This is a genomic window from Maribellus sediminis (genome assembly GCF_011799805.1).
Lineage (GTDB): Bacteria > Bacteroidota > Bacteroidia > Bacteroidales > Prolixibacteraceae > Draconibacterium > Draconibacterium sediminis_A.
On the sequence record NZ_WXUB01000001.1, the window covers coordinates 338083 to 356945 of the forward strand.

Below are 18863 nucleotides of genomic sequence, written 5' to 3' on the forward strand. Positions count from 1 at the left end.
TATTTTATTAATTAAATGAACAGTGATAAAATAACTAAAGCCGTTCTGTTTGCATCTTCCTTTGTGATTTTGTTGATTGCAGGAGGAATGATTTTCTCGCTTGCAGGAGGTGCAATTCCGGCTATCAAAGCTTTTGGATTAAAGTTCATATGGGCGAATACATGGAATCCAACTGAAGGCCAGGAGAATTACGGTGCATTGCCATTTATTGCAGGAACGATACTCACTTCGATTGCTGCCCTTTTAATTAGTTTACCACTGTCGTTTTCAGCTTCTCTTTTTCTTGGAGAATACTTTCGGGGAACACGCCTTGCCAGGATATTGGGTACAATGGTCGACCTCTTAGCAGGTATACCTTCAATTGTATATGGTTTGTGGGGATTTTATGTGTTACGTCCGATGTTAATTGCAGTGGGATTACCGAATCAGGGATTTGGGATTTTCACAGCAAGCATTATTTTGGCAATCATGATCATTCCTTATGCCACTTCGTTGAGTACCGAAATCATTACTATGGTTCCCGGAGAATTAAAGGAAGCAGCTTATTCTTTGGGTGCAACCCGAACCGAGGTGATCTTTAGCGTGATTGTACCTTCGGCAAGATCAGGAATTGTTGCCGGTTATATTTTGTCGTTTGGCCGTGCACTTGGAGAAACAATGGCAGTTACCATGCTCATCGGGAATGCGAACAAAATACCGGACAGCTTTTTTGGAACAGGAAACACCATGGCTTCTGTTATTGCGAATCAGTTCGGAGAAGCTGACGGACTTAAGTTGAGTTCGCTTATTGCTATTGGATTACTCTTGTTCCTTATGACAGGAGTAATTAATAGCCTGGGGAAATTCATTATCAAAAAAATGGGGTAGGAAATGGAGTCACTTGCAAATCTTTCGTCAAAGAACCTTGAAAGAAGAAATTTAAAGGACAGACTTTTCAAAGGATTGGTCATTTTCTTGTCGATGCTTACAATTTCTCCTATTGTGCTCATCATTTACAAGCTTATTGAAAAGGGCATTCGTCAAATCAGCTTTGATTTCATATTAAAAACTCCGCCCGACACTTTTCAGGCAATGACCGCATTGAGCAATGGTGAACTGATACCAGGCGGGATTGCAAATGGAATAACGGGTACGCTTTTAATGGTAACACTGGCATCAGTAATTGCTATTCCTGTTGGAGTAATAACCGGAATTTATCTGTACGAAAATCCGGATAAATTTATGGCGAACATTACCCGAAATATCTCCGATATATTACAGGGTGTACCATCCATTGTACTTGGTTTGATAGCTTATATTTGGGTGGTAAAACCTATTACCAGCGGATTTTCTGCTTTGGCAGGCAGTGTTTCGCTGGCCATAATGATGTTGCCTATGATTGTTCGCTCGACAGAAGAAACATTGAAAATGATTCCTCAAAGTATTAAGGAGGCGGCTCTGGCATTGGGAGTGCCTTATTACAAGGTTTTATTGAGAGTGCTTATCCCAACCGGATTTAGTGGACTGCTAACCGGTATTTTATTAGGTATATCACGAATTTTAGGCGAGACAGCACCACTGATGTTAACAGCATTGGGAAGTTCTGTAATCAACCTCGATATTACAAAGCCAACAAGTGCCGTGCCTTTGCTTATTTGGGAATTCTATAACGATCCAAACATGGTGGATTTAATTTGGAGTTCGTCGCTGTTGTTAATGGCAATGGTGCTTGGTTTGAACCTGCTTTCAAAAAGGATAGCAGCCCGAACAAAATAGATTATAACAATGAACGAAAATACGGTAAAAATAAAAGATCCGGTTCTGTCAATACGCAATCTTTCTGTTTCATACGAGAAAGGAAAGTATGCTGTTAATGATGTTTCTGCTGACATAAAACGAAATGCAGTTACCGCAATTATGGGTCCATCCGGTTGCGGGAAAAGTACGATGTTACGGGCCATTAACCGCATGCACGAATTGTATGAAAACATTGAGACAAAGGGAACGCTGATCATGAATGGGAAAGACATTACGCACATGCCGACCATTCAATTAAGGAGAATGGCCGGAATGGTTTTCCAGCGTCCGAATCCTTTTCCAACCATGAGTATTTACGATAATGTGGTGGCCGGTTACAAATTGAACGGTATTCGAATGAAACGCTCGGAGCGTGATGATATCGTTGAGCGCTCGTTACGCGACGTAACGCTTTGGGATGAAGTAAAAGATAACCTGCACAGGAAAGGTACATTTCTTTCAGGAGGGCAACAACAGCGTTTATGTATCGCTCGTGCACTGGCATTCGATCCGGAAGTTATATTGCTGGATGAACCCACCTCAGCTCTCGACCCGGTGGCAACTGCCAAAATTGAGGATCTGCTGGTAAAACTGAAGGAGAATTACTCCATCTTAATGGTCACACATAACATGGCTCAGGCCGCAAGGATTTCTGATTATTCCATGTTTATGTACCTGGGTGAACTTGTTGAATATGATAAAACAAAAGACATGTTCACTAATCCCAGAGATCGAAGAACAGAGGAATACCTGACAGGTAAATTCGGTTAAAATTTTTAACTTCACTAAAATTAAGAAATTATGACTTTAAGAAAAGATGATGCCATAAACAGCATAATGAGCGATTTCGAAGAATTCGCGAATATGGTGCTGCATCAACTCGATTTGCTGGAGAATTTTGTTTCTTCAGGAGAAGTTTCTTTTTCGAAAACGCTAACCAAAGAATTAGTGGACAACGAAAAGAAACTGGACAAAATGGAGGTGAAGATTAGCGATAAAATTATTAATACCATAACGCTTTATCAGCCGGTAGCTTCCGATATTCGTAAAATTTTTGCCTGTTATCGAATTGTAATTAGTTTGGAGCGTGTTGGAGACATGGTCCTCAACATTCATAACTTAATCGAGAAAATTAAAATTCCTAAGGTTTACCAGGAATTATCGGAGGTAATTTCAAATATGTTGGTACAAAGCTCAAACATGGTAAATAAAGCATTATTGGCTTATACCAACGATGACAAAGATTATGCAATCTGGACCATTAAAAATGATTCAGTAATTGATGAGCTAAATAAAAAAATGCTGAAAAAGGCCATCAAAAAAAGCACTAACACCGATGAGGATAAACAGTTAATGACTAGTTTCATTAACCTTAATAGTATGCTTACTACCATTGAACGTATTGCGGACCACGCCACAAATATCGCTGAAGCTGCCATTTATTCAATTGAAGGTAAGGATGTTCGGCATAAATCTGATGTTAAATAAATCATGGACAATCCCATTCCAAAAATACTCATAGTCGACGACGAAAAGGATCTTTGTGAGATTCTTGAGTTCAATCTTTCGAGCGAAGGATTTCAAACTACAGTTGCACATTCAGCTGAACAGGCATTAAAATTTTCGCTCGACGAGTTTGATCTGATTCTTCTTGATGTGATGATGGGAGGAATTTCAGGGTATAAAATGGCAGATCGCATTCGAAGAGAAATGCAACTTTCGGTACCAATCATTTTCATGACTGCCAAAACAGCTGAAAATGATATTCTTACAGGCTTTAATGTTGGTGGCGATGACTATATATCAAAACCTTTCTCAATAAAAGAAATGGTAGCCCGAATTAAAGCGGTTCTTAAGCGGGGACGACAGGAAACTGGTCAGGTACGGGTATATAAAGAAGGAGAACTGGAAGTAGATGTAAACAGCAAGACCGTAAAGATTGAAGATAAAATAATAAGCCTTACAAGAAAAGAATTCGAAATCCTTACCATGTTACTCAAACATCAGGGGCAGTACATTAGCCGTGAAGAGATTCTGAACCGGGTATGGAGCGATGATGTAATTGTAACGGAACGAAATGTGGATGTTAACATAGCTCGTCTTCGAAAAAAGATAGGGGATTATGGAAATAAAATTAAGGGCAAATCAGGATTTGGTTATGCTTTCAAGAATTAGTTAAACACAATTAAAAAAAATAAACTGTGCCAATTCAGCAATCATTTAGGCAAAAAATATTCTACTACTTTATAGCAGTATTCTTATTGTTTACGGTAGCAATATTACTGTTTCAGCTGCAGCGGGAAAAGAATTATAAAACCGGCCAGCTCGAAAATACGCTCAAAAACGTAACTGAGGTTACGCATAATTTTATCGAGCATTACGACTTGATGAAAACCGGTAATTTTAGTAAAGCCGATACCTTAAAAGAACTGATTCCTCAAAGTAACATTCGTTTGACCATTATTGATAAAAAGGGTGTTGTTCTGTATGATAGTTTTGTATTTGACTACAAGAATATGGAGAACCATTTTGAAAGGCCGGAGGTACAGAAAGCACTTTATTCAGGTGAAGGTTCTAACATCAGGCATTCAGAAACTACAGGCAAGGACTTTTATTATTACGCCCGCAATTATGATGCGTACTTTGTAAGAACCGCCATGCTTTACAATGTTGAAGTTGAAAATTTTCTTAAAGCTGAGCGGGTATTCCTGTTCTTTATAATTGCCATATTTTTGGTTATCTGGCTGGTAATTAACGAACTCACAAAAAGATTATCAATATCGATAACAAAGCTGAAAGATTTTGCGATAAAAGCAGGACATAACGAAGCCATAAACGAGGATGAAGCACGGTTCCCTGATAATGAACTGGGTGAGATCGGATCTCAGATCGTTAAGATCTACAACAACCTGAGAATCGCTAATCATGAAATTGCGCTCGAAAAAGAACGACTGTCAAACCACATGAATATTCTAAACGAAGGAATAGGTTTTTTTAATCCGGCCAGGGAGAAAATGCTGGTGAACAGTCATTTCATACAACATGTGAGTATGATCTCAGATACTTCAACCATTTCTGCCGAGAATGTTTTTATGATTCCTGAGTTTAAGAAGGTAAATAAATTCCTGGATGAGAACCTTAAAAAAGACATCGAGTTTCTTGACAACGAATTACCACAGATTGAGTTCACAATCAATAAAAACGAAACATATTTCAAGATTCAGTGTATTGTTTTTGCCGATAAAAGTTTTGAAGTACTGATAACCGATATCACCCGCCCTGAAAAGCGTCGTTTACTCAAGCAGCAGCTTACTTCAAATATTGCTCACGAGTTAAAAACACCTCTCGCTTCTATAAAAGGCTATTTGGAAACGCTGATGGGCAATCCGAATATAAACAAGGAAAAGCAGCAATATTTTATCGAACGGGCAAGTGTACAGGCCGAACGATTGAATTTGCTTTTGAATGATATTTCGTTGCTAAACAACATTGAAGACGCAGGTGAACTTTTCGAATTCAAATCCATCAATATTAGGAACATTGTTTCGGATGTGATTGAAAACCTTGAAAACCGGTTAACGTCGAAAAATATCAAGTGTAAGATAAATATTGACGATGAGGTGGAAGTGAACGGAAATGATTCTTTACTTTCCTCAGTTTTTCAGAACCTGATTGAAAACTCCATTAATTATGCGGGTGAGAATATAAAAATTGAAATAAAAAATTATCTGGAAGATAAGAACTACCATTATTTCAGTTACACCGACTCGGGAGTAGGAATACCGGAAGAACACCTGCACAGAATATTCGAAAGGTTCTACAGAATTGATTCAGGCAGGACCCGTGAATTAGGTGGAACAGGTTTGGGATTATCCATTGTTAGAAATGCCATTCAATTGCACAAGGGTAATATTTCTGCAAGAAACAAACCCGAAGGTGGCATTGAGTTTCTCTTTACCCTGTCAAAAAAATAAGATTAGATCAAAGCCTATTGGAAAGAGCCTTTAATTAAGTATTAAAGGCTCTTTTTATTTAAAAACGATTAAAGTTAACCCCACTTCATTACAATTCTATTAAAAATAATTAATCCAAGTTTCATTCATATGTAATAAGGCTGTAACATAATTGCGGTTGGTTTGCGGTGGATATTTAAGTATACGATTTTAAACACTGCATATTTTTATGAAACAGCTTATTATTGGAAGCCTGTTAATCATCCAGACAATTTACTCGCTTGCCCAAACCGGAACGGTAAAAGGGCAGATAACCGATGCCAACACAAAGGAGTCTCTTATCGGCACTACCGTGATGTTAAAAGGGACGACAATCGGTACAATCACCGATTTCGATGGAAACTACGTCATTCCAAAGGTTGAGCCGGGAATGCATACCCTGGTTATTTCTTTTATTTCATACGATCCGCAAGAATTTGAAATTGAAGTAAAAGCAAATGAAGAAACCGTCGTAAATGCCGAACTGAAATCGGCTACCATTGAAGTGGAAGGTGTTGAGGTAGTGGCGAAAGCCAACCGCGAAACTGAGAACATGTTGCTGGTAGAACAGAAAAATGCCGTTATGGCAACACAGGCTATCGGTGCCCAGGAAATTTCGAGAAAAGGAGCCAGCGATGCTGAAGCTGCCGTTACAAAAGTTTCCGGTGTATCGAAGCAGGAAGGCGTTAAAAACGTATTTGTACGTGGATTAGGCGACCGTTTTAACGCTACCAGTTTGAACGACTTCCCGGTGCCTTCGGAAGATCCCGAGTACAAGAACATTTCGCTCGATTTCTTTTCATCCGACATTATTAAAGCCGTTGGAGTGAATAAAGTATTTAGCGGAGGAATGACAGGCGATGTTGCCGGGGCAGAAATCAATATCAACTCGAAAGAACTTGTTGGGAGTTCTGAGTTTAATGTTGATATCAAAGCTACTGTTAACTCTCAAACATATAATAAGTATTTTATGATCCCCGATGGAGTCAGTGGTTTTGGATTCGCACAGAATACCAGCAGCCCATCCAGCGGAGAAACATATGCCTTTAAAAACTCGCTGGATCCTGCAACACAAAGTATGCAGTTGGGGAAAGGCATCGGTATTTCCGCTGGTAAAAGTTTTAACCTGGGAGCAAATAACAATCCTTTGAGTTTTTACATCATTGGTAGTTATTCCAACGATTTTAACTTCACCGACGGAACCACCCGCCAAACAACTACAACAGGTACCGTTTATCGCGACCAAAAAACAAAAGAATACGAAACCGAATACCTGCATTTTGCAACCGCAAATGTGAATTACTCTTTTAACAAGTTTAATCTGAGCTATAATTTTATGGCCATCCATACCTCCAACCAGGTATTACGCGAAGATTTCGGAATGGATGGTAATCCGTTCAATAATAACGGAGAGAACGATTACCAGGGATTAGTACGACGTCAGCAAACCAATGATAATACTTTGCTGGTAAACCAGTTTCGGGTTAAAAAGGAATTTACAGATCGCATTTCTGCCGATGCAGGTGTGGCTTACAATTATACCAACGGAAAAGAACCCGACCGACGTGTAAATTATTTAAGCTATGTAGGCAATAATACACTGGAACCGCTGAAAGGGCAGGGTAACCAACACCGTTACTTTGGCGATTTAAAGGAAAATGATATCAACGCACTTGCAAAAGTTACCTATAAACTTAATGATGATGCAGATAACATTTCATCGATTGTAGTAGGGTACAGAGGCCGTTTCCTAAACGACGAATACAACGCCAGTGCCTGGGACAACAGTTGGTTGAAAAATCTGCCACAACTCGACCGTGATAATTTCTCGCTCGATGCCATTTTCAACCAGGAAGGATTCGAGGCCGGAAACTTCGCCAATAAGAATTACAAAACCTACATGTACTCGGTTGATAAAACCATTCATTCAGCTTTTGTCGAATTAAATTATGAGCTGACAAGTGATTTAGTTTTGAATCTTGGAGTGAAGGCTGACGATGTAAACATCGCCTTGAAATACGATTTGGATTTGAACGACCAGAGTCCTGCAAAAGCAGACTCGATCGACGAGTTTTTTATCCTTCCAAGTCTTAACCTGAAATACTCACTCAACGATAAAAACGCGCTGCGTTTAGGGGCAAGCAAAACGTACACTTTGCCGCAGTCAAAAGAAATTTCGCCAATGTTGTACGAAGGTCCGCAGTGGTCTTCTCAGGGTAACAAAGACCTTGTGCCATCAATCAATTACAACGTGGATTTAAAATGGGATTTGTACCTGACACGTGGTGAACTGGTTTCGGTAACAGCTTTCGGAAAGCTGATCAAAAACCCCATTTCAAAGGTTGAAATTGCCAGTGCGAACGGATATCAATCGTATGCAAACATTGCAGAGGAAGCAAAACTCGCAGGTTTCGAAGTTGAGATCCGGAAAAATATCTTCTCGATTGGTACCGACAACATCAATAAACTGACCACCGGAATAAACTTTTCATACATCAAAACAGGTGTAAAACTTAGCAACGAAAGTGGTGGTCTTCCACTGGATTTTACCAATGAAGAATCGGAATTGGAAGGTGCGTCCCCAGTTCTTGCCAATGCCGACCTGTCGTATCAATACAAAACTCAGGATTTTGAACTGAACAGCACCCTGGTTGCCAACTATTTCAGCGACCGTATCTACTCGATTGGAGTTGGGGGCTATAACGATATTCTGGAAAATGGACTTGCAACACTCGACTTCATTTCGTCTGTAAAATTTAAAAGGCATTGGGGAGTGAGTTTAAAAGCCAAAAACCTGCTCGATCCGGAATATAAGTTGACACGTCAACCAAGCAGTGAAGATTTAGAACCAATTGTATTGAGGAGTTATAAGAAAGGTTTGGAATTTAGTTTAGGCCTTTCCTACCAGTTTTAGCAAAAAAACCAAATTAATACAAAAAATTAAAAACAGAGAAAATGAAAAAATTACTGTTTGCATTCTTAATTGGAAGCATCCTTTTTGCAGGATGTAAAGAAGATGATCCAAAACCGGATCCGACTGTAAACGAAGAACTTTTCGGTGATATTACATCGGAAGTGACACTCGATGCCAGCGTTACTTACAAGTTGGTTGGTACCTTGAGTGTAAAAGATGGCGGTGTATTGAATATTCCGGCCGGAACAACTATTGAAGCAACAAAGGGATTTAGTTCTTATGTGATTGTTGAACAAGGCGGAAAAATTATGGCGCAGGGTACTGCAGCCAGTCCGATTACTTTTACTTCAGCAGAAGCTTCTCCTGCTGCCGGCGACTGGGGCGGAATCTGGATTAACGGTTATGCACCTGTTGCAGGCGGAGTTACCGGAACTTCGGAAGTTGATGCAACAGTACCTTACGGCGGTTCAAATGCCTCAGACAATTCAGGCGTATTAAAATATGTGAAAATCCTGTATTCAGGAGCGCAGTCAAGCGAAAATGTTGAACACAACGGATTGACGCTTGATGCCGTTGGTAATGGTACCGTAATCGAAAACATTTATGTAGCCGATGGTGCCGACGATGCTATCGAATTTTTTGGTGGTACGGTTAACGTTACGAATTTACTGGCTGTAAACTGCGACGACGATATGTTCGATGTAACACAAGGTTGGAGTGGAAAATTAACAAATGCTTATGGTGTTTGGGAAGCCGGTTATTCAAGTACCGAATCTGATCCACGCGGTATCGAAGCCGATGGTAACCTGGATGGTAACTTCCCGGATCAGTCGGGACAATCTACCTTCACCATGGAGAATGTTACCATCAAAAACGAATCAGACTATGTGATGGAAGATGGTATTAAAATCCGTCGTGGTGCTACTGCTACTATTACCAATGCCTTATTAATTGGAGGTTCGGCTAAAAACTTTATCGACCTTACCGATAGTAAAGGTGATGCGGTAACTGCCACTTCAATTAGCCTTACTGTTAAAAACGCTGAAAGTACTGATCTGACGATTAAGGCTAGCGAAACCTACGACAATGTTAAAATCGAAAGCGGAAACTCAGGCGCCAGTGCAGCAGCATTCGACTGGACAGGTTATACTTTCGGAACCGGTGGAACATCTTCAACTTTAATCGGTGATATTTCTAATGATGTAGAACTTGATCCTTCAGTTGTTTATACTTTAACAGGAACCGTAAAAGTAAAAAGCGGCGCAAAATTGACCATTCCGGCAGGAACTACCATTAAAGCAAAGAAAAGCTTCGAATCCTATATCATAGTTGAACAAGGCGGACAAATTATTGCAGAAGGAACTGCCTCATCTCCAATTACCTTTACTTCAGCAGAAGCTTCTCCTGCTGCCGGTGACTGGGGCGGAATCTGGATCAACGGATATGCGCCTATTTCAGGTGGTGGTACCGGAACTTCTGAAGTGGATGCAACGCTTCCTTACGGAGGTACCAATGCCGCTGATAACTCGGGAATTCTGAAATATGTGGTTATTGCTTATTCGGGAGCTCAAACCAGCGAAAACGTTGAACACAACGGTTTAACACTTGACGCAGTTGGTAACGGAACCGTAATCGAGAATATCTACATTTATGATGGTGCCGATGATGCCGTTGAATTCTTCGGTGGTACCGTTGATGTTAAGAACCTGTTAGCAGTAAATTGCGACGACGATATGTTCGATGTAACCCAGGGCTGGAGTGGGACATTAACCAATGCTTACGGTATTTGGGAAGATGGATACAGCAGCTCTGAATCTGATCCTCGTGGTATCGAAGCTGATGGAAACCTGGATGGTAATTTCCCTGATCAGTCCGGTCAGTCTACTTTCGCCATGACAAATGTTACCATTAAAAATGAATCGGACTACTTAATGGAAGATGGTATCAAAATTCGTCGCGGAGCTACCGCTACAATTACCAATGCTTTACTTTTAGGTGGATATGCAAAAGACCTGATTGACGTAACCGATAGTAAAGGAAATGGAAATACTGCCACTTCAATTAGCCTCACGATATCAAAATCAGGAAAAACTTCAAAAGATATTCATGTTGATGACACTTACGATAATGTTGCTTTAGTAGAAGGAAATACCGGAGCTGATGCATCTGCATTCGCATGGACCGGATACGATTTCTCATTCTCTAAATCAGAGACACTTAGTGGTGATGTAACTGAAGACATGAGGTTAAACGGTCTGTATGACTATTCGTTGAATGGAACCTTGAGTGTTAAAAATGGTGCTACTTTATATGTTCCTGCAGGTACTACAATCAAAGCTACAAAAAGCTTCGAATCGTATGTGATTGTTGAGCAGGGAGGTAAAATTATGGCAGAAGGAACTGCAGGCGATCCTGTTACCTTTACTTCCGGCGAGGCTAGTCCTGCTGCAGGAGACTGGGGTGGTATCTGGATCAACGGATATGCTCCAATTTCAGGTGGCGGTACCGGAACCTGTGAAGTAAATGCTACGCTTCCTTACGGTGGTAATGATGCTGCCGATAATTCAGGAGTATTAAAATATGTTGTTATTGCTTATTCAGGTGCTCAAACCAGTGAAAACGTTGAGCACAACGGATTGACGCTTGACGCGGTTGGTACCGGGACAGTTATTGAAAATCTATATGTATATAAAGGTGCTGACGATGCAGTTGAATTCTTCGGAGGAACTGTAAACGTAACAAACATGTTATCTGTAGACTGCGACGACGATATGTTCGACGTAACTCAGGGTTGGAGTGGTACGCTGGATAACGCTTACGGTGTTTGGCAGGCCGGTTACAGCAGCTCGGAATCTGATCCTCGCGGTATTGAAGCCGACGGTAACCTCGATGGTAACTTCCCCGATCAGACCGGACAATCGAACTTCACCATGTCGAATGTTACCATCAGAAATAACTCGGACTATATTATGGAAGATGGCATCAAAATCCGTCGTGGAGCAACAGCTACTGTAACCAATGCACTGATGATTGGCGGTCAGGCTAAAAATCTTATCGATATGACCGACAGCAAGGGTGATGCTACTACTGCTTCAGCTGTTAGTCTTACTGTTGATGGTGCTACCAGCACTTCAGGCGATATCAAAACAAACGAAACATACAATAACGTTAAAATCGAAGGCGGAAATACCGGCGCAGATGCTGCTGCATTCAGTTGGACCGGTTTCAGCTTCTAGAAAAAAGATCCACTATGCAGTGTTTAAGAACAGTTGGTTTTGACCAACTGGAAAGCTCCGGGAATTTTTCCGGGGCTTTCATCTTAAACCGTTAAAAGAGATTCGAAATCAAAAACAGTTAAATTTGATAGATAAAATCCTGGTCGCACCGTTTGAAAGACAGATTAGACTGCATGTAACAAAATAATTTAAGAATGAAACGAATAATAACACTGATTTTTACTCTAATGTCGTTCGTAGTTTCTATGAATGCCCAGACAGTGAGAGAAGTAGACGGAATCTATTACCAGGGGGCCAATAAATTCACTGGCAAGTACGCCACAAATTACGAGAATGGTAATCTCAAGCAGGAATTGCATATCAAGGACGGATTAAAACATGGGAAAATTTGCATTTATTTCGAGAATGGCCAGCTAAATGAAATCCGATCGTATAAAAAGAATCAGATGCACGGTAAGTGGATCATGTACAATGACCATGGTATAAAAACCTCAGTTGCCAGGTATAAAAACGGCGAGAAAGACGGGAAATGGCGCATCTGGAATGATTACGGAAATCTGTTATACGAATTGCAATACGATATGGGTAAGAAGACCGGCGTCTGGAAGAAATATGACGAGCAAGGGAAACTTATTAGCGTTCGGGAATATTAGTAGCCGATTTTGTTTCGGATTACGAATTAATAAAAGTGTAATAATTCTTTAATTACCCCGTAACAGCCAGTTTGTAATTTTACAGTGTCAATCAAGAAATAGAAAACATGAAAAAAGTAATGCTGATCGCCTGTATGTTAATCGCAGTAATTATAGTTCAGGCAAAAGATAATGAGTCGAAATCGAAGGATACTGACACCCAGGCAACGATGGTGCTAACAGGATCGGTTGTTGACGGGCAGTCGGGAGAATCGTTGGTAGGTGTTGAAGTTAAACTAGCGGGTACCGACAAAAAGACCTATACTGATTTTGACGGTAATTTTAACTTCGAGAACATTAAGCCGGGAGAATATAAAATAGAAACCAATTATATCTCCTATCAGCAAAAGGCTGAAAAACTTACAATAGCTACGAAAGAAAACAAGATTAAAATAAAGCTGCAGTCTTCGAATTAATGACGGATTAACTGCAGTAACTTAAGATTGAATCCGCCTCTGAGAGCAGGGGCGGTTTTCATTGTTTAGCAAAGTCTCTTTTCTAATTGTTATCCTACAAATCGCAAATAAGATTTTATGATCGCCAGGCAAACCATGCATCCAACGATGTGTGGTTTTTTTTATGTCGTTGAAATGGCTTTTCCAAAGTGTTTGGCTTCGGAAAGATAAGATATGCTCAGATAAAATTCTGGACAGATTATTTTCTGATCTTTCACAATAAATAGGAAGAAATTATTCCATCGGATTTTAGAAGTGATCTGTCAAACTACTGGTTTATTGTCTTCAAGATTTTCACAGCCTGTTTCGATCCCATGCCGGAAGCTTGATTCAACAAATTGATTGCTTCCTGTTTATTTCCAACAGCCAGTTGAGCTTTTGATAAAAGGAGGTAAGCATTAATATTTCGTGGTGCCGCAGCAATTACCTTTTTTAAATCGGGAATAGCCGGGTAGTAGTCTCCCAAATCGATGTAACACCTGGCCCTGGTTTCGTATATAGCCGGTAAACGCGATTGATCGGTGCAGTACTCGGCAGATGATGAGAAACTTTGCTTGGCTTCTTCATATCTTTTCTGATCATAAAGGATGAGGCCCCGGTTAAAATGTGATAAATAATCAGTTATATTTAAAGCAACAGCTTTATCCAGGTAGTGTAAGGCCAGTTCATTGTTTTTCTTATTAATGTAAATTACTCCCAATTTGTTGTATGCCTTATACTCGGTTGGATCAAGCTTAATTGCTTCATTAAAATCAGAAATAGCTGCAGCTTCATCATTCATTTTCATTCTAGTTCTTCCCCGGGTATAAAAATAATCGGCTTTCTTTTCAAGCGATATCGCCTTGTTCAAATCATCGATGGCCAGTTTATACTGGTCGAGCTGCAAGGCGGTATAACCCCTTTTATAGTAAGCATCGGCCAACTTCGGGAATTTGGCAATGGCTTCCGAAAAACTTTTGTATGCTTCGTTGTTCATCCCTTTTTCCTGGAGTATTTCACCCTCACGGATCAGGAACTCATCTTCGGCTAAAAACAGGGGATTAATCACCAAATCGGGGTCATACTCCATGTTTACAAATTCGGGAATGTTGTTGGCATATTTATCAAACGAGAAATTATCGAGATACACGGGTGGCGAATCGTTGCCATTTTCATCAATGTGTGTTAAAAAGAGCTGCGTATAAGGGCCAAATTTTTTGGTAGAAAATACGAGCCATTTGCTGTTTGGAGACCAGGAGTGCCACGAATTCATCACGTCCTGGTTACATTTAAGCATTCGTGCTTCTCCTCCCTCAGCCGGAACAATCCATAATTTGCTGTCTTTTTGAAGCAACATAAAACTTTCGGCCTGGTTGTATACGATCCATTTTCCATCGGGCGAAATGCGTGGGAAATAATTGCTCATTCCATTTTCTGAAGCTCCTTTAAGCGGTGCTGCAATTCCTCCTTTGCCTTCATTAAAAGGTATGGTGTAAATATCGTATTTAAATAGCGAATCGCGCGAAACATAACTTTGTTCAAATTTTTTGTAGCGTTCCATGTCTTTCAACTTCGCTCTTGATCCGTTCTGTATCCCGCTTTCTTCAAAATGTTTTGCTTTTGCTCTCACGAAAAGGATATTTTGACCATCGGGTGTCCAAACGGGATTTGATTGCACCAGGTTGGTATCGGCAGCTCCCGGTAATGGAGTAAATGTTTTATTAAACCGGTCGTAGGTCATTAAAATTCCCTTAAAAGGGAAAAACAGTTGTGAAAATTCAAGGTCGTTTTGTTCGATAAAAATCTCACAATCATGTAATGTGCTGACTGAATATCTGCCATCCGGCGACATTTTAGAAAGTAAGCCGTAGGTAAATGCCCCGTTTTGCGATTCATCCCAATCAATAATGTTATCGTTGGTAAATTTTGTTTCCTTTTCGAATTCGGTAATAACATACGATCCTTTGTCATTCGCTGCATCTACGTCCATCCCAATGTATTTTCCGTCATCTGAAAATGAATGGCAGTTGGCGCAAACGGGTATATTCCCCAAAATACGATGCGGCTTTTCTTCAGTACTGACACTGCCTAAATGCCACAGCAGGTTTTTCATATTTTCCCGGGCAAATTTAAACGGCAGCGGAACGCTTCTGAAAAAAATGGGTGCTTCAACTGCATCCTGCGAAATTGAAAAAGTAACTTGCCCTTCGCTTACTTTGCGTTTGTTAATTCCCTGAACGGTAAGTGTATAATTTTGCATGTACACTTTGCACACGTCACTCCAGATTTCTTTCGACGGTTTCCACCTCGGTTCTTCAACGCTGACTTTATCAACAAGAATGTTTTCGCCCGATTTTAAGGTTACCAGCCAGTTGCTTACTTCCGGGTTGGATTCGTTCCATACAAAGTTTGGAGGAGCAATATCTTTCGGATAAAGTGTTCCTTCAAAAGGATAGAAAAAGGATATGTCTTCTGTTTTATTCTGACAAGACTGAAAGCCAAGAATCATACTAAAAACAAGAACAAAAGTGGCAATCGAATTTAACCGCGTATTTTTATCTGACATCGTATCTTGGTTATGAAGAATTAGTGACTGAAGCTTTTGGCAACAGGCACGAAATAAGTAATTTTTGACTTGAATGAGAAAAAAAACACCTCAGAGAATAGCGGGCAATGATAATTTATAAAGTGTCTAAAAAACAAAATTAAATTAAGGCATCAGCCCTCAAATTAATGACAGGATTATTGCTGTTAATTAAGATGGAATCCGCCTCTGAGAGCAGGGGCGCTTTTCGAGTTACAATACACTCTATTCTATATGTTGTTCAATCCATGACTCAGGCATCCTAAGATGTGTGGTTTTTTATTGACAAATAGTTGCTTTTTGTAATTCACATTTTGTAAATTGCATTTTGCGAAAAATATTGAATAATGAAAATGATTCGTCCTACAACACCTTTCCCCACAACAGGATATTACGGGCCGTTGTATTTTTGCGACAGGAAAGAGGAAACTGACACGTTAATTTCGAATATTAATGGGGGGCAGTCAACGACCTTGGTTGCTATCAGAAGAATAGGGAAAACCGGACTAATAAAACATTTGCAACATCTGATGTCGGATAAGCTAATTTGTATCTATACCGATATCTTGCCAACGGAGAATAGTATCGATTTTCTTAATTCCCTCACAACAGCTATCCTGAATTCAGTGCCCGAAAAGACAGGATTCGGTAAAAAAATCTGGAATTTTATTAAATCTTTACGCCCCGTAATTTCCTTTGATTCACTTTCGGGCGAGCCAAATGTTACTTTTAATGTTCAGCCAAGCGAAAGCGAACATCAGATAGAATCGCTCTTTGCCTTTTTAGAAAAGCAGAATGAACGGGTATTTTTTGCGATCGATGAATTTCAGCAAATCCTGAATTATCCTGAAAAAAACGTAGAGGCATGGTTGCGAAGAATCATTCAGCAGTTAAAAAATGTAGTCTTTATATTTTCAGGAAGCCAACAACATCTGATGAATGAGATTTTTACTAATCCTGCAAAACCGTTTTTCAGAAGTACTCAATTTCTTAAGTTGGATAAAATTGATGTTGAAGCATACCAAGCGTTTATTCAATCGAAATTTTTGGAAAACAGGAAAAGCATCTTACCGGAAACTGTTGCCGAAATGCTGGAGTGGACAAATGTACACACCTATTATGTGCAATTGCTTTGTAACAGGGTTTTTATTAACTCAGGCAGGAGTATCAATACTGAAACCTGGCATGCAGAGGCGTTAAAAATTTTAAAGGAACAAGAGTATGTATTTTTCGGTTACCGCGATATGCTTACCAAACAGCAGTGGAATTTACTAAAAGCTATTGCAACTGAAGGAAAAGTATATAACATTACATCGAAAGATTTTATGCAGAACCATAAATTAGGTAGTCCTTCAACGGTAAATCGTTCCGTTAACTCACTATTGAATAAGGAGTTGATTTTTAAAGAACATGATAATGATGGACGATTGTATTATAGTGTTTATGATGTACTTTTTCAACGTTGGATTCAAAATTTGTAAATATGCTTTGCATTCAATTAAAAAACACCAATCCATTCTTTTGCCTGGCAGCCGAAGAGTACCTGCTCAAGACTTTTTCTGATGACATTTTTATGCTCTGGCAAAGCGAGAACACCGTGGTAGTTGGCAAACACCAAAATGCGCTGGGGGAGATCAATTATCCCTTTGTTCGCGAAAACGGCATTACTGTTGCGCGTCGTATTTCAGGTGGCGGAACCGTTTTTCATGATGCAGGAAACGTGAATTTCAGCTTTATAAAAAATGTGAGCAGTCCGGCCGAGATCAGTTTTAAGATGTTTACCGAACCGGTGGTTGAAGCATTGGCACAACTCGGTGTTACCGCAACAACATCGGGGAGAAACGATTTGCTGATCGAAGGCTTGAAAATTTCAGGCAATGCAGAACATGTTTATAAAAACCGCGTGTTGCACCACGGAACGCTGCTTTTTAATTCCGATCTCGGAAACCTTGGACAAGCTATAAAAGTCGTTCCGGGGAAATATGAAGGGAAGGCTGTTCAGTCGAATCGTAGCCAGGTAGCCAATATTTCAACCTTTTTACCGCAACCAGTGCAAGTGGATAAATTTGTTGATTTTTTGATCGAGGTTCAGCTTAAGAAAGATGGAAACAGCATTTATGAGCTCACGGAAGCGGATATCGAAATCGTTTCGAAGCTGGCAATGGAAAAGTTTGTTACATGGGATTGGAGCTACGGCTATTCACCAAAATACACGTTTAAAAATACGGTTGAAATTAACAACAAAACGCTCCGTATTTTTCTCGAGGTGAAAAAAGGGATTATCCTGAATGCTAAGTTCGAAGGCAATTACTTTGTGGAACCCTATACCACCGAGCTTTCCGCATTGTTAATAGGTAAGCGTCATTTTTACGAAGACATTCAGACTGTTCTCAAAACAAAGAACGAAGCCTTGATTTACGCGTTCTTCTAATTCACAAAATTAGTATTCCCGAAATTTCCGGAAACAAGTGATTCAGAATTTACGACTCATGTACTTTTCCGCACCGTTGACTAAAATATCGGGATCAGATTTTGCACTTTTTGTTATTACGACGATGGCCGGTGGTGCATCTTTTAATGTCGAATTAAAATTTAGCTGGGTAAAATAAATCTCTTTTATATCTGCAGGATCAAGTGCTAAAAATTCATTTTTATCTTTAAATCTATCATCAACAAGAAATGCCACACGATTGTAGCTTAAATTTGAATTAGCCAAAAGTTTTCCGGGAAACTCTTTTCGAACCAATTCCTCCATACTTTTGTATTTCGCGTATTTATTGGCTTCTTCAGCCAATAGCAACTGATTCAGTTCGTCTGCTGTCATTGTTGGTAAATAAGCCAAAGCCCGTCCAGTATTTTTACTGCCGGCTTTTATCATCATATTGATATGAAGTTCTTCTGTGTCAGGTTTTATTTTAATGGTTTGTTTATAGAATCCACTACCCGAAATAACTAGTTTCATTTCCTCATTCCCGGGAACTCTGAAGTTACCTTTTAAATCGCTGAACACGGATTCTTTTTCACCATTGACTTGTATTTGAATTCCTTTCAATGGAATACTGTCGAATGCAGTTACCATTCCAAGCAGATTTTTATTCTGTGAATTTCCTGATTGTGCAAGGAGAATGCAGATGACGATTGCGGCTAAGGTTAAATAATTTGTTTTCATTTGAGTAGCATTTGAGTTTAACAATAAATATAGCGGAAATATTTCTTTTTCGCAAGAATAATTATT

At 39.7% G+C, this 18863-nt stretch carries 14 protein-coding genes; 12 read left to right on the forward strand and 2 right to left on the reverse strand.

Annotated features, from left to right (window positions below; genetic code table 11):
- The first annotated feature begins 15 nt into the window (after positions 1–15).
- The 10 genes from pstC to HFD85_RS01375 all read left to right on the forward strand — a co-directional run bounded on the left by pstC (position 16) and on the right by HFD85_RS01375 (position 13026).
- Positions 16–867, forward strand: a complete 852-nt coding sequence (gene pstC, locus HFD85_RS01330; RefSeq protein WP_167604803.1) for a phosphate ABC transporter permease subunit PstC — start codon at positions 16–18, stop codon at positions 865–867.
- Between the two features lie 3 nt (positions 868–870).
- On the forward strand, positions 871–1755 hold the full coding sequence (gene pstA / locus HFD85_RS01335) for a phosphate ABC transporter permease PstA (RefSeq protein ID WP_167604804.1): 885 nt from the start codon (positions 871–873) through the stop codon (positions 1753–1755).
- A gap of 9 nt (positions 1756–1764) precedes the next feature.
- A complete protein-coding gene (gene pstB / locus HFD85_RS01340) occupies positions 1765–2547 on the forward strand; it encodes a phosphate ABC transporter ATP-binding protein PstB (RefSeq protein WP_167604805.1) in 783 nt (260 codons plus the stop codon).
- Positions 2548–2577: 30 nt separating this feature from the next.
- Entirely contained in the window at positions 2578–3264 is a 687-nt protein-coding gene (locus tag HFD85_RS01345) for a phosphate signaling complex PhoU family protein (RefSeq protein ID WP_167604806.1), read from the forward strand.
- A gap of 3 nt (positions 3265–3267) precedes the next feature.
- Entirely contained in the window at positions 3268–3951 is a 684-nt protein-coding gene (locus HFD85_RS01350; protein WP_167604807.1) for a response regulator transcription factor, read from the forward strand.
- Positions 3952–3977: 26 nt separating this feature from the next.
- The gene (locus tag HFD85_RS01355) at positions 3978–5750 is read left to right on the forward strand and encodes a sensor histidine kinase (protein ID WP_167604808.1); all 1773 of its coding nucleotides are present in this window, start codon (positions 3978–3980) and stop codon (positions 5748–5750) included.
- Between the two features lie 208 nt (positions 5751–5958).
- Positions 5959–8682 (forward strand): TonB-dependent receptor, encoded by a 2724-nt coding sequence (locus HFD85_RS01360; RefSeq protein ID WP_167604809.1) that lies wholly within the window; start codon positions 5959–5961, stop codon positions 8680–8682.
- Positions 8683–8723: 41 nt separating this feature from the next.
- Entirely contained in the window at positions 8724–11918 is a 3195-nt protein-coding gene (locus tag HFD85_RS01365; protein ID WP_167604810.1) for a hypothetical protein, read from the forward strand.
- A 194-nt stretch (positions 11919–12112) separates the two neighbouring features.
- Positions 12113–12571 carry a toxin-antitoxin system YwqK family antitoxin gene (locus tag HFD85_RS01370; protein WP_167604811.1) on the forward strand — a complete coding sequence of 153 codons (459 nt, stop codon included), beginning with the start codon at positions 12113–12115 and terminating at the stop codon, positions 12569–12571.
- Between the two features lie 107 nt (positions 12572–12678).
- Positions 12679–13026 (forward strand): carboxypeptidase-like regulatory domain-containing protein, encoded by a 348-nt coding sequence (locus tag HFD85_RS01375; RefSeq protein ID WP_167604812.1) that lies wholly within the window; start codon positions 12679–12681, stop codon positions 13024–13026.
- Positions 13027–13333: 307 nt separating this feature from the next.
- Here HFD85_RS01375 and HFD85_RS01380 read toward each other — a convergent pair whose 3' ends face one another.
- Positions 13334–15610: a tetratricopeptide repeat protein gene (locus tag HFD85_RS01380; protein WP_167604813.1), complete on the reverse strand. Its 2277-nt coding sequence runs from the start codon at positions 15608–15610 to the stop codon at positions 13334–13336.
- A 365-nt stretch (positions 15611–15975) separates the two neighbouring features.
- Between HFD85_RS01380 and HFD85_RS01385 the strand changes: the two genes are divergently transcribed.
- Together HFD85_RS01385 and HFD85_RS01390 are read left to right on the forward strand one after the other, a co-directional pair.
- The gene (locus tag HFD85_RS01385; protein WP_206081828.1) at positions 15976–17109 is read left to right on the forward strand and encodes an AAA family ATPase; all 1134 of its coding nucleotides are present in this window, start codon (positions 15976–15978) and stop codon (positions 17107–17109) included.
- A gap of 2 nt (positions 17110–17111) precedes the next feature.
- On the forward strand, positions 17112–18059 hold the full coding sequence (locus HFD85_RS01390; RefSeq protein WP_167604814.1) for a lipoate--protein ligase: 948 nt from the start codon (positions 17112–17114) through the stop codon (positions 18057–18059).
- A 42-nt stretch (positions 18060–18101) separates the two neighbouring features.
- Here HFD85_RS01390 and HFD85_RS01395 read toward each other — a convergent pair whose 3' ends face one another.
- Positions 18102–18797, reverse strand: a complete 696-nt coding sequence (locus HFD85_RS01395) for a hypothetical protein (protein WP_167604815.1) — start codon at positions 18795–18797, stop codon at positions 18102–18104.
- Between the last annotated feature and the right edge of the window lie 66 nt (positions 18798–18863).

Bases quoted from the DNA above. Each gene is read 5' to 3' on its own strand.
- HFD85_RS01345 (WP_167604806.1), top strand. From the start codon at position 2,578: ATGACTTTAAGAAAAGATGATGCCATAAACAGCATAATGAGCGATTTC.
- HFD85_RS01395 (WP_167604815.1), bottom strand. From the start codon at position 18,797: ATGAAAACAAATTATTTAACCTTAGCCGCAATCGTCATCTGCATTCTC.
- HFD85_RS01375 (WP_167604812.1), top strand. From the start codon at position 12,679: ATGAAAAAAGTAATGCTGATCGCCTGTATGTTAATCGCAGTAATTATA.
- HFD85_RS01380 (WP_167604813.1), bottom strand. From the start codon at position 15,610: ATGTCAGATAAAAATACGCGGTTAAATTCGATTGCCACTTTTGTTCTT.
- HFD85_RS01390 (WP_167604814.1), top strand. From the start codon at position 17,112: ATGCTTTGCATTCAATTAAAAAACACCAATCCATTCTTTTGCCTGGCA.
- HFD85_RS01370 (WP_167604811.1), top strand. From the start codon at position 12,113: ATGAAACGAATAATAACACTGATTTTTACTCTAATGTCGTTCGTAGTT.
- HFD85_RS01365 (WP_167604810.1), top strand. From the start codon at position 8,724: ATGAAAAAATTACTGTTTGCATTCTTAATTGGAAGCATCCTTTTTGCA.
- pstC (WP_167604803.1), top strand. From the start codon at position 16: ATGAACAGTGATAAAATAACTAAAGCCGTTCTGTTTGCATCTTCCTTT.
- HFD85_RS01360 (WP_167604809.1), top strand. From the start codon at position 5,959: ATGAAACAGCTTATTATTGGAAGCCTGTTAATCATCCAGACAATTTAC.
- pstB (WP_167604805.1), top strand. From the start codon at position 1,765: ATGAACGAAAATACGGTAAAAATAAAAGATCCGGTTCTGTCAATACGC.
- HFD85_RS01385 (WP_206081828.1), top strand. From the start codon at position 15,976: ATGAAAATGATTCGTCCTACAACACCTTTCCCCACAACAGGATATTAC.
- pstA (WP_167604804.1), top strand. From the start codon at position 871: ATGGAGTCACTTGCAAATCTTTCGTCAAAGAACCTTGAAAGAAGAAAT.
- HFD85_RS01350 (WP_167604807.1), top strand. From the start codon at position 3,268: ATGGACAATCCCATTCCAAAAATACTCATAGTCGACGACGAAAAGGAT.